Below are 25529 nucleotides of genomic sequence, written 5' to 3'. Positions count from 1 at the left end.
ACGGTGCGATAGGCTGGCCAAGCTTCAAGCGGGGTGTGGCGCAGCTTGGTAGCGCGCTTCGTTCGGGACGAAGAGGCCGTGGGTTCGAATCCCGCCACCCCGACTCGCTGAAGACGAGCAAGGCCACCGACAGTTTTCACTGTCGGTGGCCTTCGCCGCATTCGGGTGCTAGTACCAGACTTTTCGACCGCCGATGGGGCGACCGACCGCGCCCAGAATCCACAACACCACGCCGACGAGCAACAAGATGCCGCCGATTGTGTAAAGAATGCTGATGCCGGTGAAGTAACCGACCACCAGCAACACGATCCCCAGGATAATCACGTCGCGCCCCTTCTGTTGAACGCTGTCTAATTGACTGACAAGTTGTTGAATACCCCGCTGCGCGCAGTTCAATCACGGGGTAGCGCAAGAGGATCTGGACCCGCTGGCGTGCGGACGGAATCGCACTCTGGTGCCGCGTCGCGGCGCCAGCATGATGGAGCGACGTACGATCCGCTCGGACGTGCTGTCCACCGCATCGAATTCGCCCTCGCGCACCAGCACCTGCAGCACAGTGATCAGCTCCCGCATGCTGAAAGCCGCACCCAGACAACGTTTTACGCCGCCCCCGAACGGTACCCAGGCATATGTCTGCGGCCGCGATCCCAGGAAGCGCTCCGGCCGGAATTCGCTCGGGCGGTCGTAGACGGCCGGATTCCGATTGATCGCAACGATGTGTACGACGATGCGGGTGCCGGCAGGGACCAGGTAACCGCCCAGTGCGAACGGCTGCGCGGCGACCCGCGCAGTCAGCGGCGCCGGCGGACGCACTCGCAGCGTCTCGTCGATCACTGCCGTCGTGAATGCTTCCTCACCGGCCCAGGCCTCTGCCCGCACCCGGCGCAGCGCGTCCGGATGATGCAGCAGCAGATCGAACACCCAGGCCAACGTCGTCGCGGTGGTTTCGTGACCGGCCAACATCAGGGTGATCAGATCGTCGCGAATTTCGCTGTCCGACAAGACCTGGCCGTCGTCGCCACGCGCGCACATCAACAGAGCCAGGATGTCGCGCTGAGTCGCCAGCGTGGGGTCGGCGCGGCGCGCAGCGATCAGGGGCATGACGACGTCGTCGATCTCCCGGTTGGCCCGCGCGCGCGAAGGCCAGATGCGCAACGTACCGAGGCCTCGCAACGCGTAGCGAACCGTCAATTGCTCTGAGACACCAAGGTTTAACAGCCGATCGAAGGGCTGTCCCAACCGCCGGACTTCGTCGGGATCGTCGACCCCGAAGATCACCCGGACGATCACGTCCAGCATCAACTTCCGTGCGGCATGCAGCATCTCGAAGGGGCGGTCCACCGGCCAGTCCCGCATCGCCGCCCGCGCGGCCTCTTCGATGATGGGCACGTATCCGCTCAGCGCGGACCCGTGCAGCGGCGGCGTGAGCAACTTGCGCCGCCGCAGGTGTTCCGGTTCTTCCTGCACGAACATCGATCCCGATCCGTAGATCGCTGCGGCGGGCCCCACTCCCGCACCGCCGAGTAACACGTCGGTCGGGGCGGTGAAGACTTCTTTCGCAAGTGCCGGATCGGACACGATGGCAACGTCACCGAGGCTGAGGATCGGCATTGTCATCAGCGGTCCATATCGACGGATCAACCGCATCATCCGCCGCTCGCCGCCGAGGAGGTACATCACGGCATACGCGGTTGCGCACGCGCCGCGCAACCCGCGCGGTGCGGGCAGACCGGGCGGCGAAGGTAGCCCCACGGTCGGTGACGCTACTGCATAGCCGATGCCATATGGCTGAGCCGGCTGAGTGTCAGGCGCAGTCCGCGCAGATCTGGCGTCCGCCGGTGGAGACGCGCAACCGGTTGCGATGCTGGACCAAATAGCAGCAGGAGCAAGTGAACTCGTCGGAGCGCTGGGGGATCACCACCACCGACAACTCCTCGCCGGACAGGTCGGCGCCCGGCAACTCGAAGAAGGACGCATCGTTGAGGTCGTCGTCGACGACCGCCGTCGCGAGCTTGGGCATGGACCCCAGTTCGCTGAGCGCATTCTTGTCGGCGGCGTCGGCCTCGGTCACCCGGCGGGCGTCATAATCGCTAACTGTCGGCATAGCTCTTCCCTCCTGAGTGACCGGGCTAAGCACCTAGTGGTCGCCCGTTGGCTCAGGCAGTACCCCGTTCGAATGCTGCTCACACCCACCGGAGAACAAGAAATTGCACACCCGCAAAATTTGCGTGACGCGGACTCAGAGCGCGGGCCAACCACCCGCATAGGACGCCACCGCAGGGACGGTTGTGGTGCGCGCGTAGGCTTTCCGCCGCTGCGTGCGGGAGGCCCAGGCCATCCCGAACCACGGCGACATGATGGCTGCCACCAGGGCGACGCCCGCCAGCAGTTCGTGGCCGGTCGCCAGCGCCACCAGACCAGCCAACAGTCCCAGCACCCAGACCGCGGCGGCCGCCACACCCGGCACGCTGATCACCCGACCACCGGTCGTGGTGTCCAGGCGCCCGAGCGGGTCAGACCCGAGATGAACCATGCTGCACTCCCAAGGCCGAAGCGAAAACCAGTATCCAGCTACTATAGCCTATGGATACTGTTGCTTGGCGCACTGAGTGGCGGGCGGCACGCCAACCGCACGCAGGGACGGGATGCGATTCCCGCTGCCCTACGTGCGGACTGGCATGCTGACGAAACTCAGGGGCGCGTTGCCGGGCCCGTGACGTGCGTCGCAGTGGTGTTGGCGTTCGGCCGACGGTCACGACGGAGCAGACCGGCCAAGCCGCCCAGCCCGAGCAGTCCGAGCAGTCCCCACTTGCCCGAGTTGTCCTCCTGACGCTGGTTGGTGTCGTTGTCCGCCAATGTGATCGTCGTCGCCGACGGCGCGGGAGCGATCTCGGTGGCGGCGGAAGCGACCCCGGCACCGCCGAACAGCAGGGCGCCGGTGACAGACGTGACAGCAAGGGTCTTGTGCATGGTGATACTCCTGAAATGGATGAATAGTGACGCCAGAGACCGAACCGGCTGTTTGAGTTCGACTGGCAACGCGACCTGCGGTGGTATCCGCAACGCTGGCAGAGATCTACCCGCCCGCGCGTCAGGTAAACCGGATCGCCGAGAAGATTTCAACAGGTGTGCAATGCAGATCCGCGGGTAGCCTGCGACGGTGAGCGACACCGCAGTGCTTGTCATCGACATGTTCAGTGACTACGACCATCCGGATGCCGAGCAGTTGGCCGAAAACGTCGCTGCCGTCATCGATCCCCTGACCGGGCTCATCAACGAGGCGAACGACCGCGACGACGTCGACCTGATCTACGTCAACGACAATCAGGGCGACTTCACCGCAGACCACGACGCCATCATCAGCAAGGCGCTGGCGGGCAAGCGACCGGATCTGGTCAAGCCGTTGGTTCCGGCATCCGGCAGCAATTTTCTGGTCAAGGTGCGGCACAGCGTCTTCTACGCCACATCGGTGGACTATCTGCTGCACCGGTTGGAATCCAAGCGCATCGTGCTGACCGGCCAGGTGACCGAACAGTGCATCCTCTACAGCGCATTGGACGGCTATGTCCGCCACTACGACGTCGTCGTGCCGCCCGATGCGGTGGCTCACATCGACGAGGGACTCGGGTCCGCCGCACTGAAGATGATGGAACGCAATATGAGTGCCGAATTGCTGGCCGTTGCCGACTGCCTGGGCTGACGTGCCCAGCTTGCAAAACCGAAGGGACAGTTCATGACCGAACACAAGCCGCAGAACGCCGAGTCCGACGCGGACTCCGACGACAGTGTCGCCGAGTCACGCGCTGGGCGCGAAGAGGACGGCGACTACGTAGGGCGCACCGGGGCCGACGACGACTTCGACGCCGGGGAAACCGGCGCGGAGGCGCGCAGCAACGACGGCTGAGCTACCGCTGTAGATCGACCATTAGCGGCCGGTGGTCGGAGATGGTCATCAGATCCGCTGCCCCGGCAGCACCGACAAGTTTTCGATCGTCGGTGAGGATGTGGTCGAGCTGGCGGACGGGGTCGGTCGCGGGGAACGTCAGCGCAGTTGCCAACGGCCGCATGCCCGTCCAGCGGTGCACGGCTGCCGGCGTCGCATTGAGGTCGCCCAGCAGCAGGCGCGGCCCGGGCGAACCTCGCAGCGCGCGAACCAGCCGCCGCAACTGGTACCTGTTCCAGCCCGGCACGAAGGACAGGTGGGTATTGGCCACCGTCATCGGTCCCAGTGGCGTCTGCAACCGCGCGATGACCGCCGCCCGTGGTTCCTCGTCGACAACCACCACTTTTCGGGCTCCCGGGAGGTAGACGGGTAGGCGCATCGGAATTCGGGGTAGCCGCACCACCTGCCAACTCGACGCCGGGAACCGGGAGAGCAGCGCGATCCCGTAAGCGGCGGTGCCGGGTTGTTCCTGTCCGGTGGCCGCCATCCACGTTGCCCCGGGCGTGCCGGAGATGGCTGCGACAAAGCGGTGCTCGACCGCGGCCATCGCTTCGGCCGCTGCCGCTGTCAGATCGGCCCGGCCGGATCTGGGCTGGTCGACGTCGACTTCCTGTAACGCAAGCACGTCAGGATCGAGTCGCCGCACGCAGTCCTGCAGCCGCTGCAGGTCGACCCCATCGCCCACGGTGCGACCGTGCAGGATGTTGAATGTCGCCACCCGCACGGCTATTCCCCTGCTCCGGGTACATCTTCTCGTGCCGCCACCGACCGTCCGTCGCCGGTGTCGAATACCTCGATGACGACGTCGTCGTCGCGGTAACCGCCCAGTGATTTGAGCCCCGGGGTGGCGTGCAGGATGTCGTGTGCCTGGTCGCCGGTGAGCGGGTAGTCAGCCACGGGATGCCGCCAGTGGGCGGCGAGCACGGTTGCGCCAGGTTGCAGGCGAGGGCATTCCCGGCGCAGCACGGCAGCCAGCGTGTCGGCGGTGAGGTAGTAGGCGACTTCGCTGAGCACCAGCAGGTCGAACGGCCCCTTGGGCCACGGCTCGTCCAGCGACCCGCGGGACAGTGTCACCCGGTCCCGGCAGCCATGGTCGACAAGCCGTGCGTCGGCGGCGCGGATTGCGGCCTCGGCCACGTCCGTCGCGGTGACGTGGGCGCAGCGCGACGCGAGCAACGTGGTCAACGTTCCGATCGAACAGCCCGGCTCAAACGCGTGTCTGTACCGGCGAATTGGCAGCAATGCCAGGGTGATCGCGTATTTGCGTTGTTCGTACCACCGTGACGACAGCTGCCAAGGATCGTCGGCGCTCGCATACATGCGGTCGAAGTACGCGTCGGGCAGTCGCGCGGTCATCGAAAGACCAACTCCCCCACCGCCATCAGCCGATCCAGCACCACGGGAGGCAGCACCGCGTGGGGGCCGTGCGGTTCGAACTGACTGCGAAAGCAGTGCGCGGCTTGTTGTTTGCGCTGCATTGCCCGACGGTCCGACGGCAGCGTGTGGGCGCTGCCCCAGGGCACGTCGGTATCACCCGGAGTGGCCCAGTGCCACATCCACACCGGATACTCCAACAGCTGTACCCCGTTGCGCGCGCACGCGGTCACGGCCGCGCGACCCACCGCCTCGTGATCGGGATGCCCGTCGCCCCGCCAAGTCGCCGCACACCAGGTACCGGGCGCGGACCCAGTGAGGATGTCGGTGAGCAGATCGGCGATTCGCTCCTCACACTCGCCCAATCTGCCGTCGGGCAACCCCAGCGATATCGGTGCGGCAACGCCTAATACCATTGCTGCACTGCGCAATTCGCTTCGACGCAGGTTTTCGAGACGGGTCCGCTCCGCAGCAGGCGCGTGCGGCTGCGCGGCACCGCCGTCGCTGACCGAGACCACTTCGACCGCCACCCGCGACGCGACGAGCTGTGCGATGGTGGCGCCCATCCCCAGCGTCTCGTCGTCCGGATGAGCTCCGACGACGACCAGTCGCGTGCACGGACTCAGATCCAGGGGTGGCGGCCGGTCGGCGGCCAGCCACTGCTGTGCGGACGTCCCACCGCTGGCCAGCGGAGTCGCAGCGAACCGGTGTCCGTTGCTCACGGTCCTCAACGGCCGGGCCGCCCGACCAATCGCCCGATCTCCGCCAGGTCACGCTCGGCATGGCTCTGCCGGATGTAGATGCTCAGGTCGGCGACCCGCTGCGCATGCCGCCCGTCCTGGCACAGCGGACCGGGTCCCAGTGCGCGTCCGGTGCGGGTGATCGCCTCGTCGGCCGCGTGTTCCACGACGGCGCGGACCCGCCGGGCCAGTAATTGCGCTGTGCCCGAACGGTCGAACGGATCCGCGTCGATCTGGGCTGCCGTGCCCGCCAGCATCGCGTCCCCGGCCGCCAGCGCGGCGTCGACCGCCCCCAGGTGCGCCAGCGCATACGCGTCGGCCGACTCGCTGCCGGCGCAGCGGTACAGCGGGTCGGCGACCCGGCGGGCACCCCCCAACCAGCACGCGGCAACCCCGATCGCCCCGTGCCAGAAGCCGGGCCGGGTCAGATACTGACCCGGGCTGCCGACCAGGATCGCGTGCACGTTGTTGAACTGCACCGACCGGGTGTCGCTGCCGGCCATTCCGGGGTTCCACCAGGTGCTGGGCAACGGTTTGACCCCGGTATCGGTCAGGGTCACCGCGAACAACCCGCGGCCGCCTTCCGGCAGCCGGGCGGTGACCAGCGCATTGGTGCAGAAACCAGCCCCCGAGCACCACACCTTGGTGCCATTGAGCAGATATTCGTCACCGGCGATGCCGGTCGCGGCCAGCACGGCGTCGGAAGCCTCCGCCGCCCACACGCCCCACAATTGGCGCGGCTCAGGTGGTTTGCCGCCCAGCTCGTCCAGGATTGCGACCGCGTCGACGTGCGCCTCCGCGATGCGGGCGGCCGGGATGTCCTCCTCGGCCAGCTTGGCCAGGCGCTGCCAGCGTTCGGCCGTGTGTCCCGAGGCGGGCAACGGCATCTCGAGCAGTCCGGATTCCAGCCAGTGCTGGACCAGTCCCGCGGTCATGAGCGGTCCCCTGCCATCGACTTCTTGCCGGCACCGGCCAAGGTGCGCAAGTGGTGTGCGAAACCGCGCGGTGCGCGGCCCTTGGTGCGCGCTGACGTGATCACCGACTGCGCAGCGTCGCGGCGTATCCGGTATCCGGCGGCCTCAAAACGCCCGACGAGTTCGACGTCCTCACCGGACGACAGCGCGCGAAACCCACCGACGTCCCAGTACGCCCGGGAATCGAATCCCATATTCGCGCCGTGCACGTGATCGTGCTCACCGTTGATGCGCTGGTTGTAGGCCCGCAGATACCGGCGCGCGACTTCGACACCGTGCCGGCGCCAGTCAGCCACCCGCACCAGGCCGAGATACATATCGGCGCCGCAATCGAGTTGGCGCACCAGCCAATTCGGTTCCACGGTGCTGTCGGCGTCGGTGGTCGCATACCAGCAGTCGGCGTCGGATCCGAACTGGGTACGGACGAAGTCGAATCCCGCTGCCCGCGCAGCACCGACATTGCGCGCCTCCACCCGAACGAAATGCACGTCGGCGCCGTACCGCCCGGCCAGCTCGGCACTGTCGTCCTCACTGGCGTCCAACACGACGACCACGGTAACCGGTATGGGGGCACACAATGCCGCGGTCAGGACCGCGCGCAAGCAGGCCGGCAGACTCGCGCTCTCGTTGTGGGCGGGAATCACGACCGCAGCGTGGTGATATGGACGCGGCGCTGCGGTTGACATAGCGAGATGAATTTCCGGTTTGCCCACTGCTTAAACGGCGCTGGTCAGGTTGCCAACGACGGCGCACCGGGTATGTGATTACCGCGATGACCACTCAATTGCGCGAGGCACTCCGAGTCGCCGCGTCCGCGCTCAAGGAACACGGCCCGCCCTTCGCCTTGGCGGGCGGCTATGCGCTGTGGGCCTACGGTGCGCCCGAACCTACCCACGACGTCGACTTCGTAGTCGCCGAGTGCGATGTGCCCGCTGCTGTCTCGGCGCTGGAGAAGACGGGCCTCACCATCGAGCGGCCACCGGAGGACTGGCTGTTCAAGGCACACAACGGTGACGCGGTGGTCGATGTGCTGCACCGGGTCAACGGCGCTCGGGTGGAGCCTGCTGACCTGGATCCGGCCGAAGACCGTGTGGTGCTGGGACTTTCGTTGCCCGTGCTGCCACCGACGGTGGTGTTCATCCAGCGGTTACGCGCTCTGACCGAGCATTACTGTGACTTCGGCCATCTCATTCCGGCGGCGCGAGCAGTGCGGGAGAAGATCGACTGGGCCCTGGTCGAGGCCGAGACGGCCGACAACGACTTCGCAGTCGCGTTCCTCGTGCTGGTCGATCGACTCGGTGTGCGCGCGTGAAATGTGCGCTGCTGGGTATCTCCTAACCCATGGACTCACACCCTGACCGGGACGAAGACCTGGCTAACGTGGTCGACGACCTCGAGGAAAATGTGACGGGCGAGACCGCGGAAGAAAGGCGCGCGGCTGAACCGGAGCCGCCGGACAGCGCTAAGCAGGAACCGCCGGATTGATCGCCGGTCAGTGGTTGCGCAGCTTCGCGACCAGCTTGTCCTTGGTCAGACCTGAATATTTGGATATGCCAAGCTCTTTGGCCCGCTTCTTCAACTCCGGCACCGTCCAGTCGTCGTAGGATCCCGACTTGCCGCCCTTGCGGCTGACTTTGGACTTGCCTTGACCGGCAGCCGCATTGGAGATCCGTGCCGCCTTCTCTTTCGAATCACCCTGTTTGCGCAAGTCTTTGTAGAGTTTCTCGTTCTTGATCGACGAGTTCGGCATACTTGTCACCCTCCTGCCCGGTGCTCGGAAAACCGCAGCTAGGTTGCCCCGTTACGGCGCAATCTAACCGCGCCGGTGATTCACCGAGATTCACCGACGGCCGCTGGTTTGGCCGGGTCGCCACCGGGAACACGGGACTCGACTGGCCGAAATGGACTGGCACCACATACGAAAGGAATGAATCGATGGGCGACAGCGGACCCGAAGAAGGCGCCAAAGGCGTTGCCGAAGGCATCAAGGGCAAGGCCAAAGAAGTCATCGGAAACGTGACCGGCAAAGAGGACCTGGCCAACGAGGGTGAGGCGCAGCAGGACAAGGCCGACGCCCAGCGGGACGCGGCGAAGAAGGAAGCCGAAGCCGAATCCGCGCGGGGCGGAGCTGAGGCAGCCGAGGAGCGCCAGAAGTCCAACCAGTAGTTCCTGGTCAGGTGCGCCGGCGGTAGGTACAGGTACAGCCCGCCGCCGGCGCTCCTGCATGCCCCGATCAGCCTGCGCATCTATCCGAAAAGCGAACCGCTGGGCCGTCGCCGTTTGCCCAAACCATCGAAAGGGATATCTCCGACTTCTCGTAGTACAGACGAAGGAGTCTCGAGAAATGAACTGTCAGTGAGAGTTGCCGTCGTCAGCGGGGATGACGCGTTTTCTGATTACGAACAATATGGGGTCGCCGACGAGGCATCGTTCTGCGCCGCGCTCGCGGAACAGGGAGTGACCGTGCAGGCACATCGCCGCCGTCGAGACGAATTGATCGCGACACCCGTCAAACCAACTTATCGCCAAGCCTCTGCTGAGGTCGGCCCGTACGATTCGGTGCCGCCGGTGGAGGTTTTGCCGTGGATCGGTCAGTGGTCTGCGATGCTGACCCGGCAGTGGGCGGCGGACCCGCCCGACATCGTGCACGCCTTCGGGTGGCTGGGCGGGTTGGCGGCACAACTGGCCGCCCGACCGGACCGGTTGCCCGTCGTGCAGAGTTTCTACGGTCTCGCGGCGCCGGACGGCACCGCGGCCGACGCGGAACGCGCCCGGATCGAACCGCTGCTGGTCCGCAATGCCGCGTGGGTGACCGGCGGCAGCACTGCCGAGGTAGACACCTTGACCCGGTTACGCCGCCGCCGCGCGCAGCTTTCGGTCCTGTCCACCGGAATCGACGTCGATCTCCACACGCCGCCCGGACCGAGGGTGGTCGACGACGGCTCGTTTCGCATTCTGCAGCTGGCACCGAACAGCATGCCCTGCAACGGATTCGACAAGTCCGTTCGCGCACTGGTCAAACTTCCCGCCGCGGAGTTGGTGATTGCGCAGACGAACCCCCTGGACGCAACAGACAGACCGACGGCAGCGCTGCGGGAACTCGCCGCCAGACTCGGTGTCCGCGACCGGGTGCACTTCGTCGGACACGTTGTCCCCGAAGATGTTCCGGCTCTCATGCGGTCCGCCCACGTGGTTGCGTGCACACCCCGACGGGCGCCGCAGGCGACGACGGCGTTGCAAGCCATGGCCAGCGGAGTGGTAGTAGTCGGTGCCGCCGTGGACGCTCTGAACGATGTGGTGATCAACGGGGTCACCGGACTACTGGTGTCCCCCGATGATTCTCGCGAATTAGCGTCAGCCCTGCGCGCTCTTGAGCACCAGAGCTTTCAGCGGGACAGCATGGGTTCGGCCGGCCGCTCCCGGGCGGTGTCGCGGTTCAGCTGGAATCGGGTCGCGATGGATGCACTGAGCATCTATCACCAGACCCTGTCGCGACACCTGGGGGTGCCACGAGACCCGGCAGGCCGCGTCAAGTTCCACACCGTGGCATAGGAACAGATGCCTGTGCTACCCGCAAGAAACGGGAATTACTACTCCAGCAACGCAATTCGATACCGGCAATTCCGTACCACCACGTCCGAGACCGCGACTCAGTTCTTCGCCGAGGCGTACCAGCCGGGGTGGCGGATCAGCAGTCTGGCGCGCGGCACCTCGATCACCCATCGGCGTTTCGAAGCCGATTGCGTCACGGTGGACGAGTTGCTGGTGGAAGGTCGGGTGGGGTGTGAGATCCGACCCACCGACTCTGTCGTGGCCATTCAGCCGCGCGCGGGTTCGCTGACCGTGGCAGGCGACCCGGGCGCTCGGCTGGAAATGGCAGTGCTCGCCGCCGACGGTCTGCCCTGCGTGCTGCAGGCCAACACCGCACGCTTTCACGTCGTCAGCATGAATCTGCAGCTGTTGAGTCACGTTGCGGCCGAGCGAGGTGGGCCGCTGGCGCAGCGATTCCAGTTCCTGGACTGCCGTCCGCGCACCGACGCTGTTGCCCATTCCTGGAGTCAGGCACTCGATTACGTCATCGCCAGCTTCGGACGCGCGGAGACGACCAGTCAGCCGTTGATCGTTGCGGCGGCAGCGCGCCTGCTCGGTGCTGCGCTGCTCGAGTGCTTCCCATCCAATCTGCACGCCGACCGCGAACTGCTGAGCAACCCGACCCTGCCGCCCAGCCTGAAGGTCGCGGTCTCGTTCGTTCACCGCCACTGCGGAGATGGTATCGGCGTCAACGACATTGCCGACGCGCTGCGCATGACGCCGCGGGCGGTGCAGTACCTGTTCCGGCAACACCTGGGCACGACGCCGACCGAGTATCTGCGGCGCACCCGGTTGCAGCGTGCCCATCAAGACCTCAGCGCCGGCGACCGGTCCACCACCACCGTCGCCGAGATCGCGCAACGCTGGGGCTTCAGCCACACCGGCCGATTCGCCTCGATCTATCGTGCCAGCTACGGGCAGAGCCCGCACACCACCCTGCAGCAGTGATCAGTGCCCGTCGCGCGGAGTTCGCAAGAGCCGGTCGACCCGATAGGCAGCGTCGTCTTCGTCGTCCTGCGTGGTGATCTCAGCGACCACCCGCTCGGCGATATTGCGCAGTTTGACGTTGGATTCCTGGGACAGTCTGACCAGTATGTCGAAGGCCGAATCGGAGTTGACGCCGTAGCGCAGCATCAGGATTCCCATGGCCTGGTTGATGACGGCGCGGCGGGAATCGACGGCCAGCAGCGCCTCGCTGAGATGCTTTTGCAGGTCGGCGTCGAACTGGTCGGTGATGTCGATGTAAAAGCCGCCGATTCCAAGCAATCGGCCGTCGGGCCCGGAGAATCGGTCTCCCACCACTACGACAACGTGGGTCTCGCCCCGGGTGTCGATGATCCGGTGTCTGCTGCTGAACGCGGCACCGTGCCGGCGCACCTGCTCGATGAGCTCCGGCACGGTGGGTTTGTCGTCGGGATGTTTGTGCTTGAGCAGCAATTGGGTGTTCGGCGTGACGGTACCGGGTTCGTAACCATGCATCCGTGCGACCTCTTCGGACCACTCCCAACGGTCCTCACGGGTCAGGTAGCGGAATCTACCCACCGCGGGCCACCGGCGGCCCTTCTTTCGCCGCGAATCTGCGCACACCCGCCTCATATTATTCGGCCCCGGTACGCACGGACCCCTTTTGCACGACTCAGGCCGTTTTGGCCAGCCTCGCAGTCCCAGATGCATTGTCACTTCGGGCGACTCGCCGGATCAGCTTGTGGGTGGCCTCTTCCAGAATGAGTTGACCGGCGCCAGCACGACGGGCCCGTGCGGCCCGCTGCACCGCCTTCTCGATGGTCGCTCCCTGCCGGTAACCGCGGACCACCCGCGGATCGACGTAGGAGCCGCGCGCGACCGCCGGGGTGTTGCCCAACTCCGCAGCGACCTCCCGCATGACGGCGGCTTCGATCTTCTTGGCCTGCCGTTCCGATACCGCGGGGTCGGCGTCGGCGAACGCCGCGGCGGCCAGCACCGTGCCGTGCCAGGTGCGCAGGTCCTTCACGCTGTACTCGCTGCCGACCAGCTCCTTGAACCGCGTGTTGATGTCGTCAGCCTTCACCTCGACCCAGTTGGAACCGTTGCGGCACACCAGGAATCGACCGCTGCAGTCGGTCCTGCGTAATAGCGCGCGTACCGCCCGGACCACTTCGGCGTTCTTGACCTCGTACTGACGTTGCACACCGCTCTTGGCGGGGTAGTCGAACGCCACCGCGTCCTTACTTACCGTCACGTGCTCACACAACAGCGTCGCCAGCCCGTAGGACTCGTTCTCCTCGGCGTACTGCTCACCGCCGGCCCGGAAGTAGCCGAGGTCCAGCAGGTGCAGACCCAACGCCAGCACCCGTTCCCGATTCAGTCCGCGACTGTCCAGGTCGCGTGCGATCTGCTCGCGCCAGGCCGGCAACTTGGTGGACAGCTCCAACACCCGGTCGAACTTCTCCTCGGCGCGTTCCTGTTGCCAGAGCTCGTGATACAGGTATTGCCGGCGGCCGGCCGCGTCGGTCCCGACAGCCTGGATGTGACCGTTGGGATACGGCGAGATCCATACCTTCTTCCAGGCCGGCGGGATGACCAGGTCCTTGATCCGCTGCACCGTCTTGTCATCCGTCAGCAGGTCACCGTCCGGGCCGTAGAAGGCGAAGCCCTTACCGCGGCGCTTGCGGGTGATTCCCGGCTTGCTCAACACACTGCGGCGCAGCCGCATGGTGGGTCCTCCGCATGTCCCCGACTCGCGGTCGGCTGCAGCCTGAATTACCCGCGCGGCCAGCACTTACACCTTGCGCAGCACCAGCGGCACCAGCAGCCAGGCGACACCCAGCAACGCCAGTGCACAGCTCCCCGCGGTGATGCCGGCAATGTTGCCGGCGACCGCACTGAAGATGATCACCGTCATCCCCGTCAGCGCCAGCCCCAACAGGCACAGCCCCCAGAACGCACAGCGGTGCGCCGCGGAAACCAGGACAGCGGTCCGGTGCCGCCGGAACAGCAGGCGGTGCAGGCCGACCGGTGTGATCAGCATGATCGTCGCACCCACTGAGCACCCGACGGTCACCAGGTACACCACCCGCATGTCGTGGTTCAGCACGTCGAACCGGGTTTGGAACGGCAGCGTCAACAGGAACCCGGTGAGCAGTTGCACACCGGTCTGCACCACTCGCAGCTCTTGCAGCAGGCTGTTCCAGTTGCGGTCGAGCCGCTCGACTTCGGTTTCCCCACGTTCGCGGCGATCCCAGTTCTGGTCCCGTTCCGGATGATCGACATCCATGGCGTGATCATGCCGAACGACCCGCCACCGGGTGGTGGCGGGTCGTTCGGTTCAGTGCGGTTGAATCAGCCGGCCATGAACTCGTGGTAGGCCGACTCCAGGTTCGACGGCAACGCCGTCACATTGCACTGCCGTTCGGTGTCGCCGATCGGCGCCAGAATCCCACGCAGGTCGTGGTACTCGTTGGGATGCGCGGTGAAGTAACCGCGAATGTTGGCGGCCGCCTCACCCCGCGGCTGACCGTAGGCGTCCATTACCACCCGGTTGGCGCCCGGGTGACCGGCGAGGTACTGCTGCGCTGCGCCGGTGACGGACGAGACGGTGGCGTTGACGCCTTCCGGGCTGCAGTCGGGTGCCGCCGCGGCCGATGGCGCGCCGACGATTCCGATAACGACTCCCCCGAGCAGACAACCGGCGCTGACACCGGCCACTCGTCGTGACGCGACGATACTGCTGAATCTCATAATGATGTGTTCCTCCGAATTAGCGAACTGATCGCCAGGGCTCCCGAGTCCCTGAAATCCAAAGTAGCGGAAGCAAAATCGCGATCGTTTGTTGTTCGCGGCTGCCGAACAAACCAAACCATCCGGGCTCGGGGAAATATGTGACACGAGCAACTCGTGTTGCCCTATTAGCTAAACGAACGAGTAAACGTGCACGCAAACGCTAAGAATTCTCAAAAACTCGGCGAGTTTCTTAACGAATCGTGACCTGAATTCGTGACGCAACCGTTATCTCGGATCCGCCCGGGTCAGCGGTTGAGCTTGCCGTCCCGCGCGCCGGTCAGGGCGTCGTCGAGAGACGGGTACAGCGGAAATGTCTTGTCCAGACCGGTCAGATGAATCGGTCGCCGGGTCGCCGGACCCCGGGCCACCACGCCGAACTCCGCAACGTCACCGAGTTTCTCGTAGGTGGCCGCCAGGATTTTCAAGCCCACCGAGCCCAGGAATTCCACCGCGGACAGGTCGATGATCAACGCGGCCGGTCGGTCGACCAACACGCCGTCGATTGCTTCGTCGAGGGCGGGCGCCGTGACCAGGTCGATTTCGCCGCCGATGCTGAGCACGACTACTCCGTCGTGGTCAGAGACCGTGGCGGTGATCGAATCAGGAGCTGACAATGGCGATCCTTCGTCCGGGTGTGGTGCAAGCCTAACCTGCTGCGGTAATGGCGAGAAGAAGAAGACCTCAACATCCTCAACCCTGCACCTCAAGCTAGTCTCCCCATAGCACCCGCGCCCGGCAGGCCTTGGAGGCAACGATGTCTGATTCGACGATGTCTGATTCGACGACGGATTTCACCAGCAATGCCGCCGCCGGCGTCTCCAGCGAAGGCTTGCTGCCGCAGCTGGTCCAGCACCTGAGACGGAACCGGACCGCGCTGCGCGAAGAGTGGGCCCGCAGAATCACCGAAGCCGAACTGCTCACGGCGATGACGCCGGAGGAGATCTTCTCCGAAGCGACCGCCGTCTACGACAACTACGTCGAGGTGCTGGAGACCGGCAGCGTCGAGGCGCTGCAGGACTACGCGCGCGACCTGTCTGAGCGGATCATTCCGCGGGGCGTGGAAACCGACGAAGTCCTCGGCATCGTGCTGCTGTTGCGCGACGTGCTGGCGCGCTCGCTGTTCGAGAAGTATCAGGCCGAGTTCGACATGCTGAACCAGGTGCTGGACGCCTATGAGCCCGCCGCCAACCGGATCGCCAACACCGTGGGCGTCAGCTTCGTCCAGGAGCGCGAACGCATCATCCGCCAGCAGCAGGAGGCCATCCGCGAACTGTCCACGCCGGTGCTGCAGGTGCGCGAACAGCTGCTGATTCTGCCGATCATCGGCGTGTTGGACAGTCAACGCGCCCGGCAGGTCACCGAGCAGTTGCTGCGGGCGATTCGCGCCAACCGGGCCAAGGTGGTCGTCATCGACATCACCGGTGTGCCCACCATCGACTCCACCGTGGCCAACCATCTGGTGCAGACGGTCGACGCGTCCGGGCTGATGGGTGCCAGCGTGATCATCACCGGGCTGTCCTCGGAGATCGCCCTGACGCTGGTGACGATCGGCCTGGACCTGTCCAAGATGAATGCCGTCGGCGACCTGCAGGGTGGGATCGAGGAAGCCGAGCGGCTACTCGGCTACGAAGTCACCCGCACCGGCGAGTAGCCAAGCTCCGCATGCCAGTTCCGATTCTGAAACAGGGCGCGATTCTGATCGCGACGGTGCAGGCCGCGTTGACCGACTCGGACACCGAGCGCCTGCGCGAAGATCTGATGGAGCGGGTCAGCCGGTTTCGCGCGCAGGGCATCGTTGTCGACGTCACCGCCATCGACGTGATGGATTCGTTCGCCGCCCGCTCGCTGCGGACGATCGCGCACATGACCCGGCTGCGTGGGGCGACCACCGTGATCGTGGGTCTGCAGCCCGAGGTCGCCTTCGCCATGGTGCAACTCGGCCTGGCCTTCGACGACATGAGCACCGCGCTCGACCTGGAAGAAGGCATCGCGGTGCTGCACAAGAAACTGGGACTGAATAAGTCGACGATCGGGCGCGACGGTGGCGGGTGAGATTGTGGTCGCCATCAACACCTCGGACGACATCGTCGCCGCCCGCAAAGCCGGGCATCAGCTTGCCCTCGACCTCGGCTTCTCGTTGACCGACGTCACGATGATCTCCACCGCGATCTCCGAGATCGCGCGCAATATCACCAGCTACGCCGGCCGCGGCGAGGTGCGGGTCGCGGTCGCCGACCGGGAGGGCCGCAGGGCGCTGGTGGTGCGCGCCGAGGACGACGGACCCGGCATCGCCGACATCGACCGCGCCATGGAGGACGGTTACACCACCGGGCGCGGGCTGGGTATGGGCCTGCCCGGTGCGCGGCGGCTGATGGATCGGTTGATCGTGGAGTCCGCGCTCGGTCGGGGCACGGTCATCGAGATGTGGAAATGGGTCCCGGCCCGTGCCTGAGCAGGTCCGGTCCGCGGGCCGGTTCGGTCCGATCGAGTGGGCGACGGCAAGTCGGGCACGGCCGGGCGAGCACGTCTGCGGCGATCAGTCGATCGCCGTCGATATCGACAACGACCACGCACTCTTCGGTGTGCTGGACGGCCTCGGTCATGGCCCGGAGGCCGCCAGCGCCGCGCTCACCGCGATCGAGGCACTCGACGGGGCTCGTAGCGAACGCCTCGAGGTGCTCATCCAGCTGTGCCACCGGGTGCTGGAGGGCACCAGGGGTGCCGCGATAACCCTGGCGACGATCGATTTCCAGGCGTCGAAACTCACCTGGACCGGCATCGGCAACGTCAGCGCCCACTTGGTCGCCAAAAGCATCAGCGGCGCCCAGATCCGGTCCAGCGCCCGACTGGCCGGCGGCATCGTCGGCTACCGGATACCGGAAACCCGTCCCGCACAAACGGTTCCGATCCGCACCGGGGATCTCCTGGTCGTCAGCAGTGACGGGATCACCGAAGATCACCTCGACCACATCGACTTCGCCGCGTCGGCCAAAGACATCGCCGAGCAGATACTCACCAAGCACGCCAAGGAAAGTGACGACGCGATGGTTCTTGCCGCGCGGCACCGGGGCATTCCGACATGAGCAGTTCGGACGACTTCCACACCCAGTACCGGTCCGCGCTGAGCAGTTACCTGGATGCCCGCGACGAGGACGTCCTGGCACGGGGTTACGAACTCGGACGCCGGGCGCTGCAGGAACGAATCAGCATGCTCGACATCATCGAGCACACCTTCCAAATGCTCAACGACCTGTCCAGGACCGCTGCCGCCGAGCGCGCCCCCGCCCTGGAATTCCTGCTGCAGACACTGGCGCCGCTGGACGTCGCAACCCGCGGATTCCTGGACGGCACAAAGAAATTCGCGGCCGAGCGGGCCCGGGCAGAGGATCTGGCGGATCGTGACAAATTCCGCACCGCGCTGGTGAACTCACTACAGGAGGGGTTCTTCGTCGCCGACCAGGATGGTGCGGTGATCGAAGTGAACAACGCGTTCGCCGATATTCTCGGCTACGGCGCCGAAGGCCTGCCCTACCCGTGGCCGCAGCCCTGGCTGGTCGATCAGGAGGGCGTCTACCGGCACCAGCGGCGGCTACGCAGCGAAGGCAGCGCCCAGTACGAGATTCCGGTCCGCCACCCGAGCGGCCATCTCTTGTGGGTGGCAGTGAGCATCAACGCAGTCCGCAGCCCCGACGACGAGGGCGACGTCTACGTCGGCACGGTGCGTGACGTCACCGCCCAGCGCGCATTCGCCGCGCGCGAGGGTGCGGTGCTGCGACTGGCCACCTCGGTGGCCGTGGCCAAGAGTGTGGCCGAGGTGCTGCAGGTGACCCTCGAAGAGTGCCGCACCGCCGTCGACGTGCAGCGCGTGGTGGCGGTGTTGTGGCCCAGCGGCGATGGCGAGCCGACCGTCGAGGTCGCCGGCGAACCCGCTGAATCGAGCTGGCGCACAATGGATCCGGTCCTGCGGCAGACTTTCCTGGATGCCCGTCACCAGTTGCCGCTGACGGCCAAGACGGTCGAGTGGCCGGACGCGCCGGGCAAGGCCCGCGGGTTGGTCGTCATGCTGTCCGGCACCGGGGATGTCGCGCTGTGGTTGGAGCTTCGTACGCCGCGCTGGGTCAGCGGGGAGGACCGGTTGCTGGTGACCGTTCTGATCGGCCATCTCAGTCTGGCCATTCAGCATGTCCGCCAGTTCGAGAATGCGCGGGTGACGTCGCTGACGCTGCAGCGGGCCATGCTGCCGCCGATGCAGCCGCCGCCGGGCTTCGCGGTGCGGTATGAACCGGCGGTCGAACCGCTGGAAATCAGCGGCGACTGGTACGACGTGATCGCGATCGACGACCGGCGCATCGGGATCGTCGTCGGTGACTGCGTGGGCCGCGGGTTGCCGGCGGCCGCGATCATGGGTCAGCTGCGCAGCTCGTCGCGGGCCTTGTTGCTCACCGGGGCCAAGCCGGCCGTGCTGCTCGAGCAGCTCGACGCGGCGGCGTCGCTGATTCCGGACGCCTACTGCACGACGGTGTTCCTGGCGATCTTAGACACCGAGTCCGGGGTGCTGGAGTACAGCAATGCCGGCCACATGCCCGCCGTGCTGGTCAAGCCCCGACCGGGGTCGGATTCGGAGACGACGCTGCTGACCAATGCCGGTTCGGTGCCACTTGCCGTGCGCCGCAACACAAGTCGTCCGCAGGCCGCCGAGGTGCTGCCGCCGGGATCGACGCTGATGTTGTTCACCGACGGCTTGGTGGAGCGCCGGCACGAGTCGATCGACGATGGCCTGGCCCGGGTCGCCGAAGTGCTGACCGACGCGGCTCAGTTGCCGGTCGACGCGGTGGCCGAAACGGTGCTGGACAAGCTGGCGCCGCAGGCCGGCTACGACGATGACGTCGCGATGGTGGTCTACCGGCACCAACTGGCGCCGCTGCGCATCGAAACCGATGCCACCGCAGCTCAGCTGGCGGCGGTGCGACGGCGGCTGCGTTCGTGGTTGCGGGCCGCCGAGGTCCCGGAGGAGCTGGCGGGCGACATCGTGCTGGTGGTCGGAGAGGCCTGCACCAACTGCGTCGAGCATGCCTATGCCGGGGAACCCGCCATGAAAATGCTGGTCGAGATGCGTGCCGACCACGGCGAGATCCGGGCGCGGATCGTCGACACCGGTCGTTGGAAACCCCCGGCGGCGAATCCGCGCACTGGCGGGCGTGGCCTGCCGCTGATGCGGGCGATGAGCGAGTCGATGGAAGTCGACCACGGCGTCGACGGCACTACGATCGAGGCCGTCTTCCGTTTGCCTGACCGATAGCGGGGTAAAAGATCGTTGTGACTCATGTGTCGGTAGCCGTGGAGCCTGTCCTGCCCGCGGCACACGGTCCCCTGTCGACGGCGGTGTGCCGCGCGTTGACGGCGCCGGCCGCGCGCGAGCAGTCCGGCCGGATCAGTGCTGCGGTAGGTGACTCCGACCCGTACGGCCTTGACCTGCAGCTGGCGCTGTACCTCTGCTACGAGCTGCACTACCGCGGTTTCGCGTCGGTGGACCCGGGTTGGGAGTGGAATCCCGCTCTGCTGGGTTTCCGGGCCGAATTGGAGCGGGTCTTTCTGGCCGGCGTGCGCCGCGACGTGGGACCCATCGGGCCCACCGACACGGCAGCCGCCGAGATGGACGCCCTGGCAATCGAACCCAAGAACGGCACGGGTCTGTCCTACTACCTGCGGGACAGCGGCACCTGGGAGCAGATGCGGGAGTACTTCGTCCACCGATCGCTGTACCACCTCAAGGAGGGCGACCCGCACGCCTTCGCCATTCCCCGGCTCACTGGTACCGCCAAGGCAGCCTTCGTCGCGGTGGAGTTCGACGAGTACGGAGCCGGCCGGGGTGCCCAGATGCACCAGCAGCTGTTCGCTGACCTACTGGAGGCGGCAGACCTGGATTCGACGTACCTGGGTTATCTGGATTCGGTGCCCGCGGAGGCGTTGGCGGTGGTGAACCTGATGTCGATGTTCGGGTTGCACCGCAGGCTGCGGGGTGCGGCGGTCGGTCATTTCGCGGCGACCGAAATCACGTCGCCGCCGGGGTCACGACGGATGGTCGACGCCCTGCACCGCATGCAGGCGCCCGCGGCGTGCGTCGAGTTCTACCGTGAGCACGTGGAGGCGGACGCCGTGCACGAGCACGTGGTGCGCCTCGACGTGGTGGGAGATCTCGTTTCCCGCGAACCGCAGTTGGACTGCGATGTCGTGTTCGGCATCCGCGCCAATGCGGCCGTGGAGAACCGCCTGGCAGATGTCATCATGGCGTCCTGGCAGCGGGGGGAATCGTCGCTGCGGCGGCCGCTCAGCTAGTCAGGTTCTTGACTTTGGTCGACCGGCATCTGCGATGGCTGGTATCGCACAGCGGATAGTCCTGGCTGCGCCGACAGGTGCAGATCGCGACCATGAAGCGGTCCGATTCCACGACATTGCCGTCGGGCATCTCGATTCGCACCGGACCGGAGACCAGTACCGGACCGTTGGGAATGACCTGCACTCGCGTGGTGCTCATGGCTTGTCTGCTCGAATGACCACGATTTCTTCCTCCCGATGGCCCGGGCGGATGAGCCCCAGTTCCTCGAGCCATTCTGCTCGTGCCGTCAGCACCGGTCCAAACGGAATGAGTTGACTGGCAACGACGTCGGCGTCCAACCCGGTGGCACGCAGCTGGTCGATCGACTGCTGCACACCGGCCAGCGCCGAGTGCACCAGGAGCAGAGATCCGCCGTTGCACAACAACTTTGACGCCGTTTCGCACAGCGGGTCCAGTACTTGCCGACCGTCGGGGCCGGCGTTCCACGCCCACGACGGACCGGCTGCTGCGGGGATACGGTCGGTGTCGTCGAGCGGAGGGGCGGGCACATACGGCGGATTGGAGACCACCACGTCGAACGGAGCGCAATCCAACGCGTCGACCCACGAGCCTTGGCGCACATCGACATCGGCTCCGACGCAGGAAGCGTTGCTGCGTGAATAGCGCACGGCCTGCGGACAGATGTCGAAGGCGGTGATGCTGGCACAACCCATCTGTGCCGCCGAGATCGCGACGTAACCCGATCCGGTACACAGGTCCAGCACCCGACGGCCCCGGATCAGACCCGTCCACCGCATGGTGTCCACGAGCAGGTGCGAGTCGTGCTGCGGCTGGTAAACCCGTTCGGCAATCGGAGTCGAATCCGAAGCTGGCAACGTGGCTGTCATGGCCAGATTAATGCCCGCAGACGATCGTGTTAAACCTGCTTTGCCAATGCCCGGTGCTATCGGGCGCGCGCCGGAGCCTGGGCAAGCTGCTTGATGACGGCTTTGCAGAACGCGTCGAGGTCCTTCGGTGAGCGACTGGTGATGATGTTTTTGTCCTCCACCACCTCTTCGTCGACCACCCGGGCACCCGCGTTGCGCAGATCGGTGCGGATGCTGCCATACGACGTCATCCGGCGGCCGGCAACCACGCCGGCTTCCACCAGCGTCCAGGGCCCGTGACAGATGGCGGCGACGGGCTTCCCGGAGTCGACGAAGTCCCGCACGAAGGTGACGGCATCTTTGTTGGCGCGTAACTTGTCAGGATTGACCGTGCCGCCGGGCAGAATGAGTCCGTCGTACTCGTCGACCGATGCGTCCGAAACCTTGCGGTCGACCTTGATTGTGCCCGCCGGCTCCAGATCGTGGTTGCGGGCCTCGATTTCACCGTCTTCCAGCGACAACAGGTAAGTCTGGGCTCCGGCCTCCTGCAGCGCCTGGCGGGGTTGCTCGAATTCGACCTTCTCCACCCCGTCGGCGGCCAGAAACGCGATCCGCTTGCCGTCCAATTCATTTGACATGGTTTCCACTCCTTTACGGGTTGAGGATCACCTTGGTGCAGCTGTCCTGCTTGTGCTTGAAGATCTCGTAACCATGCGACGCCTGGTCGAGTTGCAGGTGGTGACTGATGATGACGGTCGGGTCGATATCGCCCTTGCGGATGCGTTCCAGCAACGGTCGCATATACCTGTGCACGTGGCACTGACCCGCCTTGATGGTCAACGATCGGTTCATGACCGCGCCGATGGGGAACTTGTCGATCAACCCGCCGTAGACGCCGACGATCGAGATCGTTCCACCGTTGCGGCAACTCATGGCCGCCTCTCGAAGTGCGTGTGGCCGTTCGGTTTCCAGCCGTGCGGCCTGTTTCACCCGGTCATAGGCGTCGACCAGAGTCGATCCGTTGCGGGCCTCCGACCCGACGGCGTCGATGCAGTGGTCCGGTCCGCGGCCGGCCGTCATGTCCTGTAGCTCATCGAGTACCGACGTCTCAGCGAAGTTGAGCGTCGTGGCTCCCAATTTCTGCGCCAGTTCAAGCCGGTACGGGACCTGGTCTATGGCAATGACTTTGGAAGCACCCAGCAACAGGGCGCTGACCATGGCGAATAAACCCACCGGGCCGGCGCCCCATACGGCCACCACATCACCCGGCTGGATGTCGCACATCTCGGCGCCCATGTACCCGGTCGGCAGGATGTCGGAGAGGAAGAGCACCTGATCGTCGGTCAGATCGTCCTCGACCTTCAACGGGCCGACATCGGCGAACGGCACCCGCACGTATTCGGCCTGCCCACCGGCGAACCCGCCCATCATGTGGGAGTAGCCGAAGATACCTGCGGGCGAATGCCCCAGCAACTTCTCTGCCATCCCAGCATTGGGATTGGAGTTCTCGCATAGCGAGTACAGGTCGCGGCTGCACGCCGAACATGCCCCGCATGCGATCGGAAAGGGGACCACCACCCGGTCACCGACCGTGAGGTTGCCGACATTCTTTCCGATTTCGACGACTTCGCCCATGAATTCGTGTCCGAGCACGTCGCCGCGCTTGACGGTGGGGATGTATCCATCGTAGAGGTGCAGGTCCGACCCGCAGATGGCGGTCGAGGTCACCCTAATGATGGCATCGCGGTCGTTGAGGATCTTCGGGTCCGGAACCGTTTGCACCTCAACGCTATTACGCCCGGCCCACACTGTTGCTTTCATGCTTGACTTCCTTGGTTGGCGGGTTGGGCGTTCTGCTGGTGCATCTGCTGGAAGGAGACCGTCCCGCCGGGCGATCCGTCCGAGCGCGTCACCTGGCCCGTTTCGATGATCTGTTTGAATCGACGGAGATCGTCGTTGACCTGCTGTTGCGGTGACTCACCGAGTAGCGCGGCCGCCGCCTTGGCCAGACCGCCACCCGGCAGTTGATAGCCGATGGTGACCCGGACTTCGGTGCCCTTGCCGGAGCCGTCGGGGGTGAAGTCGACACAGCCGCTGTTGTCAATTCCCGAGCCGGGCAACGACTGCCACGATATCCGCTTGCCGGGCACGTCGTCGACGATCCGCGCGTCCCATCGAATGGGTTGCCCCACCGGAGCGTTCGCGACCCAGTGGGAGCGGCCGTCGGCGTCGATGGTGACCGACTGCAGGTGATGCATGAAGCTGGGCAGGTTTTCCAAGTCCCGCCAAAAGTTGTAAACCTCGTCGGGAGAACGCAGTACGGTAACAGCGGCGCGCAGCGATTCATGATGTTGTCCGCCCGCATGGCGCGGGCTTTGACCGCCGGTGGTACTCAGAGCGGCGTACAGATCGAGGCCGCCGATCACCGTGAGGGCGGCGAGGGCGATGCTGCCCCTGGTGCGGCGACCGGGCCCACGCCGGGCTACGCCGGCAGCCAGCACTGCGACGTCAAGTACGTCGCCGGCCACCCGCGTCCACACCAGCTTTTCGGAACCCAGCAAAAGCGCTGCGCCGTGGCCACATTCGCGAACACCCAGCGCCTGCATGATCTTCCGAGCCCGCGGTGTCTCGTCGACACCGGCGAGGTCCGCCACTCTGCTTGGTGCCAATATCTCCGACAAACCAAGCCCAAAACTGGCTACGCCAAGGCCTTTCACCAATGCCACGGTCCTGCTAGCGGACTCATTCATTACCAACACCCCTCGTTCAGACCCGGTAGCGGATCCGACCCGCTCGTGTTACGGCAGCCATACCCGGGCTCTGGCCAGCCAAACCTGCCTAGGTCGAGGCTGCGCGCAACGACTCCAGCAGTGGTTCGGCGGCTTCCTCGAGGAATTGCTGCTGTGTGTCGCCGCCGATTTGGATGAGCGCGACGTCGCTGAAACCGCCTTCCCAGAACGGCTTGACTGCTTCGACGATGGCGTCCAGGTCCGGGCCGCACGGAATGCTCTCGGCGACATCTTCGGGCCGGACGAATTGCGTCGCGCCGGCGAAACCCGCGGGTGTCGGCAGGTCGGCGTTGACGGCCCAGCCGCCGGCAAACCACCGGAACTGGTCGTGTGCGCGCTTGATGGCGGTGTCGCGATCGGGATCCCAGCAGATCGGGATCTGGCCGATCACCCGCCCGGCCCCGGGCCACCCGCCGCTCTGCCGCGCCACATGCCACGCGTCGACCAGTTCGCTGTCGGGCTGCACCGCCACCAGGTGGTCGGCGAGTTTGCCCAGCTTGTCGACGCCCCTGGCACCCGCGAGCGCTACCGCGATGCCGGGCAGCACGTCGGGCACATCCCACAATCGCGCCGAATCCACTTGGAAGTAGTCACCCTTCCAGTCGACCAAGTCTCCGCTGAACAATTCGCGGATGATCTTGATGGCTTCGCGCAGCATGTCCTGCCGTCGCTCGACGGTCGGCCAACCTTTGCCGACCACATGCTCGTTGAGGTTTTCACCGCTGCCCAGACCGAGGGTGAACCGCCCGTCGGCGAGGATCTGAACGGTGGCGGCTTGTTGCGCGACGATCGCCGGGTGATACCGCATCGTCGGGCAGGTCACGTACGAGTAGAGATCTACGTTTTCCGTCGCGTGTGCCACGGCGCCGAGCACCGCCCACGCATTGGGAGCATGGCCCTGGGTAGCAAGCCACGGTGAGAAATGGTCGCTGCATACTTCGAAGTCGAACCCACGCTGTTCGGCCGAAACGGCATCGCGCACAAGCTCTTTCGGACCGCATTGCTCTGTCATCAAGGTATAGCCGAACCGTGCCATACCTAAGCGGGTACCCCGGCCCACCGAGTGCAAACGGTGCCGGTCAGAAGGGTGGTGGGTCGTCGTCGGGGTGGGGTGGTGGGTGGTTGTCGGCCCAGTGGGTCCAGTCGGTCCAGTTGG

General features: G+C 65.6%; 35 protein-coding genes and 1 tRNA gene. 14 read left to right on the top strand and 22 right to left on the bottom strand.

The features are described from left to right. Window positions 1-29: 29 nt before the first annotated feature. A tRNA-Pro gene (locus ACZYZ9_RS24365) sits at window positions 30-103 on the top strand. A 65-nt stretch (window positions 104-168) separates the two neighbouring features. Here the strand turns inward: ACZYZ9_RS24365 and ACZYZ9_RS24360 are convergent. The 5 genes from ACZYZ9_RS24360 to ACZYZ9_RS24340 form a co-directional block, all read right to left on the bottom strand. Continuing rightward, window positions 169-324, bottom strand: coding sequence for a hypothetical protein (locus tag ACZYZ9_RS24360; RefSeq protein ID WP_463828746.1), 156 nt, complete (start codon window positions 322-324; stop codon window positions 169-171). Window positions 325-396: 72 nt separating this feature from the next. Then, window positions 397-1779: a cytochrome P450 gene (locus ACZYZ9_RS24355; protein ID WP_463828768.1), complete on the bottom strand. Its 1383-nt coding sequence runs from the start codon at window positions 1777-1779 to the stop codon at window positions 397-399. Between the two features lie 25 nt (window positions 1780-1804). After that, the gene (locus ACZYZ9_RS24350; protein ID WP_463828745.1) at window positions 1805-2104 is read right to left on the bottom strand and encodes a DUF4193 domain-containing protein; all 300 of its coding nucleotides are present in this window, start codon (window positions 2102-2104) and stop codon (window positions 1805-1807) included. Window positions 2105-2239: 135 nt separating this feature from the next. Further along, on the bottom strand, window positions 2240-2533 hold the full coding sequence (locus ACZYZ9_RS24345) for a hypothetical protein (protein ID WP_463828744.1): 294 nt from the start codon (window positions 2531-2533) through the stop codon (window positions 2240-2242). A 158-nt stretch (window positions 2534-2691) separates the two neighbouring features. Further along, window positions 2692-2970: a WGxxGxxG family protein gene (locus ACZYZ9_RS24340; RefSeq protein ID WP_463828743.1), complete on the bottom strand. Its 279-nt coding sequence runs from the start codon at window positions 2968-2970 to the stop codon at window positions 2692-2694. A gap of 190 nt (window positions 2971-3160) precedes the next feature. Between ACZYZ9_RS24340 and ACZYZ9_RS24335 the strand changes: the two genes are divergently transcribed. Next, entirely contained in the window at window positions 3161-3700 is a 540-nt protein-coding gene (locus ACZYZ9_RS24335; RefSeq protein ID WP_463828742.1) for a cysteine hydrolase family protein, read from the top strand. Between the two features lie 33 nt (window positions 3701-3733). Further along, a complete protein-coding gene (locus ACZYZ9_RS24330; protein WP_463828741.1) occupies window positions 3734-3904 on the top strand; it encodes a hypothetical protein in 171 nt (56 codons plus the stop codon). Window position 3905: 1 nt separating this feature from the next. Here ACZYZ9_RS24330 and ACZYZ9_RS24325 read toward each other — a convergent pair whose 3' ends face one another. The 5 genes from ACZYZ9_RS24325 to ACZYZ9_RS24305 are packed head-to-tail and all read right to left on the bottom strand — an operon-like array spanning window position 3906 to window position 7717. Beyond that, a complete protein-coding gene (locus ACZYZ9_RS24325; protein WP_463828740.1) occupies window positions 3906-4667 on the bottom strand; it encodes an endonuclease/exonuclease/phosphatase family protein in 762 nt (253 codons plus the stop codon). 2 nt (window positions 4668-4669) lie between these two features. Beyond that, window positions 4670-5299 carry an SAM-dependent methyltransferase gene (locus ACZYZ9_RS24320; RefSeq protein ID WP_463828739.1) on the bottom strand — a complete coding sequence of 210 codons (630 nt, stop codon included), beginning with the start codon at window positions 5297-5299 and terminating at the stop codon, window positions 4670-4672. After that, window positions 5296-6048 carry a PIG-L deacetylase family protein gene (locus ACZYZ9_RS24315; RefSeq protein WP_463828738.1) on the bottom strand — a complete coding sequence of 251 codons (753 nt, stop codon included), beginning with the start codon at window positions 6046-6048 and terminating at the stop codon, window positions 5296-5298. Before ACZYZ9_RS24315 ends, ACZYZ9_RS24320 begins: the two co-directional genes overlap by 4 nt. Beyond that, window positions 6045-6992, bottom strand: a complete 948-nt coding sequence (locus tag ACZYZ9_RS24310) for an acyl-CoA dehydrogenase family protein (RefSeq protein ID WP_463828737.1) — start codon at window positions 6990-6992, stop codon at window positions 6045-6047. Before ACZYZ9_RS24310 ends, ACZYZ9_RS24315 begins: the two co-directional genes overlap by 4 nt. Beyond that, the gene (locus tag ACZYZ9_RS24305) at window positions 6989-7717 is read right to left on the bottom strand and encodes a glycosyltransferase family 2 protein (RefSeq protein ID WP_463828736.1); all 729 of its coding nucleotides are present in this window, start codon (window positions 7715-7717) and stop codon (window positions 6989-6991) included. Before ACZYZ9_RS24305 ends, ACZYZ9_RS24310 begins: the two co-directional genes overlap by 4 nt. A gap of 86 nt (window positions 7718-7803) precedes the next feature. Between ACZYZ9_RS24305 and ACZYZ9_RS24300 the strand changes: the two genes are divergently transcribed. Together ACZYZ9_RS24300 and ACZYZ9_RS24295 are read left to right on the top strand one after the other, a co-directional pair. Then, entirely contained in the window at window positions 7804-8343 is a 540-nt protein-coding gene (locus ACZYZ9_RS24300) for a hypothetical protein (protein WP_463828735.1), read from the top strand. A gap of 29 nt (window positions 8344-8372) precedes the next feature. Further along, entirely contained in the window at window positions 8373-8516 is a 144-nt protein-coding gene (locus ACZYZ9_RS24295) for a hypothetical protein (protein WP_463828734.1), read from the top strand. Window positions 8517-8523: 7 nt separating this feature from the next. Here the strand turns inward: ACZYZ9_RS24295 and ACZYZ9_RS24290 are convergent, their stop codons facing one another. Continuing rightward, window positions 8524-8781 (bottom strand): DUF7218 family protein, encoded by a 258-nt coding sequence (locus ACZYZ9_RS24290; protein ID WP_463828733.1) that lies wholly within the window; start codon window positions 8779-8781, stop codon window positions 8524-8526. A gap of 185 nt (window positions 8782-8966) precedes the next feature. Here ACZYZ9_RS24290 and mbp1 point away from each other — a divergent pair, with 185 nt between their 5' ends. The 3 genes from mbp1 (at window position 8967) to ACZYZ9_RS24275 (ending at window position 11570) form a co-directional block, all read left to right on the top strand. Further along, window positions 8967-9197 (top strand): microaggregate-binding protein 1, encoded by a 231-nt coding sequence (mbp1, locus tag ACZYZ9_RS24285; RefSeq protein WP_463828732.1) that lies wholly within the window; start codon window positions 8967-8969, stop codon window positions 9195-9197. A 189-nt stretch (window positions 9198-9386) separates the two neighbouring features. Next, window positions 9387-10583 carry a glycosyltransferase gene (locus ACZYZ9_RS24280; protein WP_463828731.1) on the top strand — a complete coding sequence of 399 codons (1197 nt, stop codon included), beginning with the start codon at window positions 9387-9389 and terminating at the stop codon, window positions 10581-10583. 6 nt (window positions 10584-10589) lie between these two features. Then, a complete protein-coding gene (locus ACZYZ9_RS24275; protein WP_463828730.1) occupies window positions 10590-11570 on the top strand; it encodes a helix-turn-helix transcriptional regulator in 981 nt (326 codons plus the stop codon). Here ACZYZ9_RS24275 and ACZYZ9_RS24270 read toward each other — a convergent pair whose 3' ends face one another. From ACZYZ9_RS24270 to ACZYZ9_RS24250, 5 genes are all read right to left on the bottom strand, one after another. Next, window positions 11571-12209: a PAS and ANTAR domain-containing protein gene (locus ACZYZ9_RS24270; protein WP_463828729.1), complete on the bottom strand. Its 639-nt coding sequence runs from the start codon at window positions 12207-12209 to the stop codon at window positions 11571-11573. A gap of 49 nt (window positions 12210-12258) precedes the next feature. Further along, entirely contained in the window at window positions 12259-13314 is a 1056-nt protein-coding gene (locus tag ACZYZ9_RS24265; RefSeq protein ID WP_463828728.1) for a DNA topoisomerase IB, read from the bottom strand. Between the two features lie 66 nt (window positions 13315-13380). Next, window positions 13381-13875 (bottom strand): DUF6328 family protein, encoded by a 495-nt coding sequence (locus ACZYZ9_RS24260; protein WP_463828727.1) that lies wholly within the window; start codon window positions 13873-13875, stop codon window positions 13381-13383. Between the two features lie 65 nt (window positions 13876-13940). Next, window positions 13941-14339 (bottom strand): heme-binding protein, encoded by a 399-nt coding sequence (locus ACZYZ9_RS24255; RefSeq protein WP_463828726.1) that lies wholly within the window; start codon window positions 14337-14339, stop codon window positions 13941-13943. A gap of 287 nt (window positions 14340-14626) precedes the next feature. Continuing rightward, window positions 14627-14995, bottom strand: coding sequence for an STAS domain-containing protein (locus tag ACZYZ9_RS24250; RefSeq protein WP_463828725.1), 369 nt, complete (start codon window positions 14993-14995; stop codon window positions 14627-14629). A gap of 155 nt (window positions 14996-15150) precedes the next feature. Here ACZYZ9_RS24250 and ACZYZ9_RS24245 point away from each other — a divergent pair, with 155 nt between their 5' ends. Genes ACZYZ9_RS24245 through ACZYZ9_RS24220 form a run of 6 tightly spaced genes read left to right on the top strand, consistent with a single transcriptional unit; the run spans window position 15151 to window position 20717 of the window. Then, window positions 15151-16032, top strand: a complete 882-nt coding sequence (locus tag ACZYZ9_RS24245; RefSeq protein WP_463828767.1) for an STAS domain-containing protein — start codon at window positions 15151-15153, stop codon at window positions 16030-16032. A gap of 11 nt (window positions 16033-16043) precedes the next feature. Beyond that, a complete protein-coding gene (locus ACZYZ9_RS24240) occupies window positions 16044-16433 on the top strand; it encodes an STAS domain-containing protein (RefSeq protein ID WP_463828724.1) in 390 nt (129 codons plus the stop codon). Beyond that, window positions 16423-16833, top strand: coding sequence for an anti-sigma regulatory factor (locus ACZYZ9_RS24235; RefSeq protein ID WP_463828723.1), 411 nt, complete (start codon window positions 16423-16425; stop codon window positions 16831-16833). The genes ACZYZ9_RS24240 and ACZYZ9_RS24235 overlap by 11 nt, the downstream gene beginning before the upstream one ends. A gap of 31 nt (window positions 16834-16864) precedes the next feature. Continuing rightward, window positions 16865-17464 (top strand): SpoIIE family protein phosphatase, encoded by a 600-nt coding sequence (locus ACZYZ9_RS24230; protein WP_463828766.1) that lies wholly within the window; start codon window positions 16865-16867, stop codon window positions 17462-17464. Then, entirely contained in the window at window positions 17461-19680 is a 2220-nt protein-coding gene (locus ACZYZ9_RS24225; protein ID WP_463828722.1) for a SpoIIE family protein phosphatase, read from the top strand. The genes ACZYZ9_RS24230 and ACZYZ9_RS24225 overlap by 4 nt, the downstream gene beginning before the upstream one ends. Window positions 19681-19697: 17 nt before the next feature. Next, window positions 19698-20717, top strand: coding sequence for an iron-containing redox enzyme family protein (locus ACZYZ9_RS24220; protein ID WP_463828721.1), 1020 nt, complete (start codon window positions 19698-19700; stop codon window positions 20715-20717). Here ACZYZ9_RS24220 and ACZYZ9_RS24215 read toward each other — a convergent pair. The 6 genes from ACZYZ9_RS24215 to ACZYZ9_RS24190 all read right to left on the bottom strand — a co-directional run bounded on the left by ACZYZ9_RS24215 (window position 20710) and on the right by ACZYZ9_RS24190 (window position 25409). Continuing rightward, on the bottom strand, window positions 20710-20916 hold the full coding sequence (locus tag ACZYZ9_RS24215) for a CDGSH iron-sulfur domain-containing protein (protein ID WP_463828720.1): 207 nt from the start codon (window positions 20914-20916) through the stop codon (window positions 20710-20712). The genes ACZYZ9_RS24220 and ACZYZ9_RS24215 overlap by 8 nt on opposite strands. Continuing rightward, entirely contained in the window at window positions 20913-21605 is a 693-nt protein-coding gene (locus ACZYZ9_RS24210; RefSeq protein WP_463828719.1) for a HemK2/MTQ2 family protein methyltransferase, read from the bottom strand. The genes ACZYZ9_RS24215 and ACZYZ9_RS24210 overlap by 4 nt, the downstream gene beginning before the upstream one ends. Before the next feature lie 56 nt (window positions 21606-21661). Further along, on the bottom strand, window positions 21662-22222 hold the full coding sequence (locus tag ACZYZ9_RS24205) for a type 1 glutamine amidotransferase domain-containing protein (protein ID WP_463828718.1): 561 nt from the start codon (window positions 22220-22222) through the stop codon (window positions 21662-21664). Between the two features lie 13 nt (window positions 22223-22235). Continuing rightward, a complete protein-coding gene (locus ACZYZ9_RS24200) occupies window positions 22236-23405 on the bottom strand; it encodes a zinc-dependent alcohol dehydrogenase (RefSeq protein ID WP_463828717.1) in 1170 nt (389 codons plus the stop codon). Further along, window positions 23402-24238 (bottom strand): SRPBCC family protein, encoded by an 837-nt coding sequence (locus ACZYZ9_RS24195; protein ID WP_463828716.1) that lies wholly within the window; start codon window positions 24236-24238, stop codon window positions 23402-23404. The genes ACZYZ9_RS24200 and ACZYZ9_RS24195 overlap by 4 nt, the downstream gene beginning before the upstream one ends. 184 nt (window positions 24239-24422) lie before the next feature. Next, window positions 24423-25409, bottom strand: a complete 987-nt coding sequence (locus tag ACZYZ9_RS24190) for an LLM class F420-dependent oxidoreductase (protein ID WP_463828715.1) — start codon at window positions 25407-25409, stop codon at window positions 24423-24425. Window positions 25410-25529 lie beyond the last annotated feature (120 nt).

It is taken from the genome of Mycobacterium sp. IDUB_28, from assembly GCF_055419285.1.
This window is presented reverse-complemented; position numbering and strand designations above follow the sequence as displayed.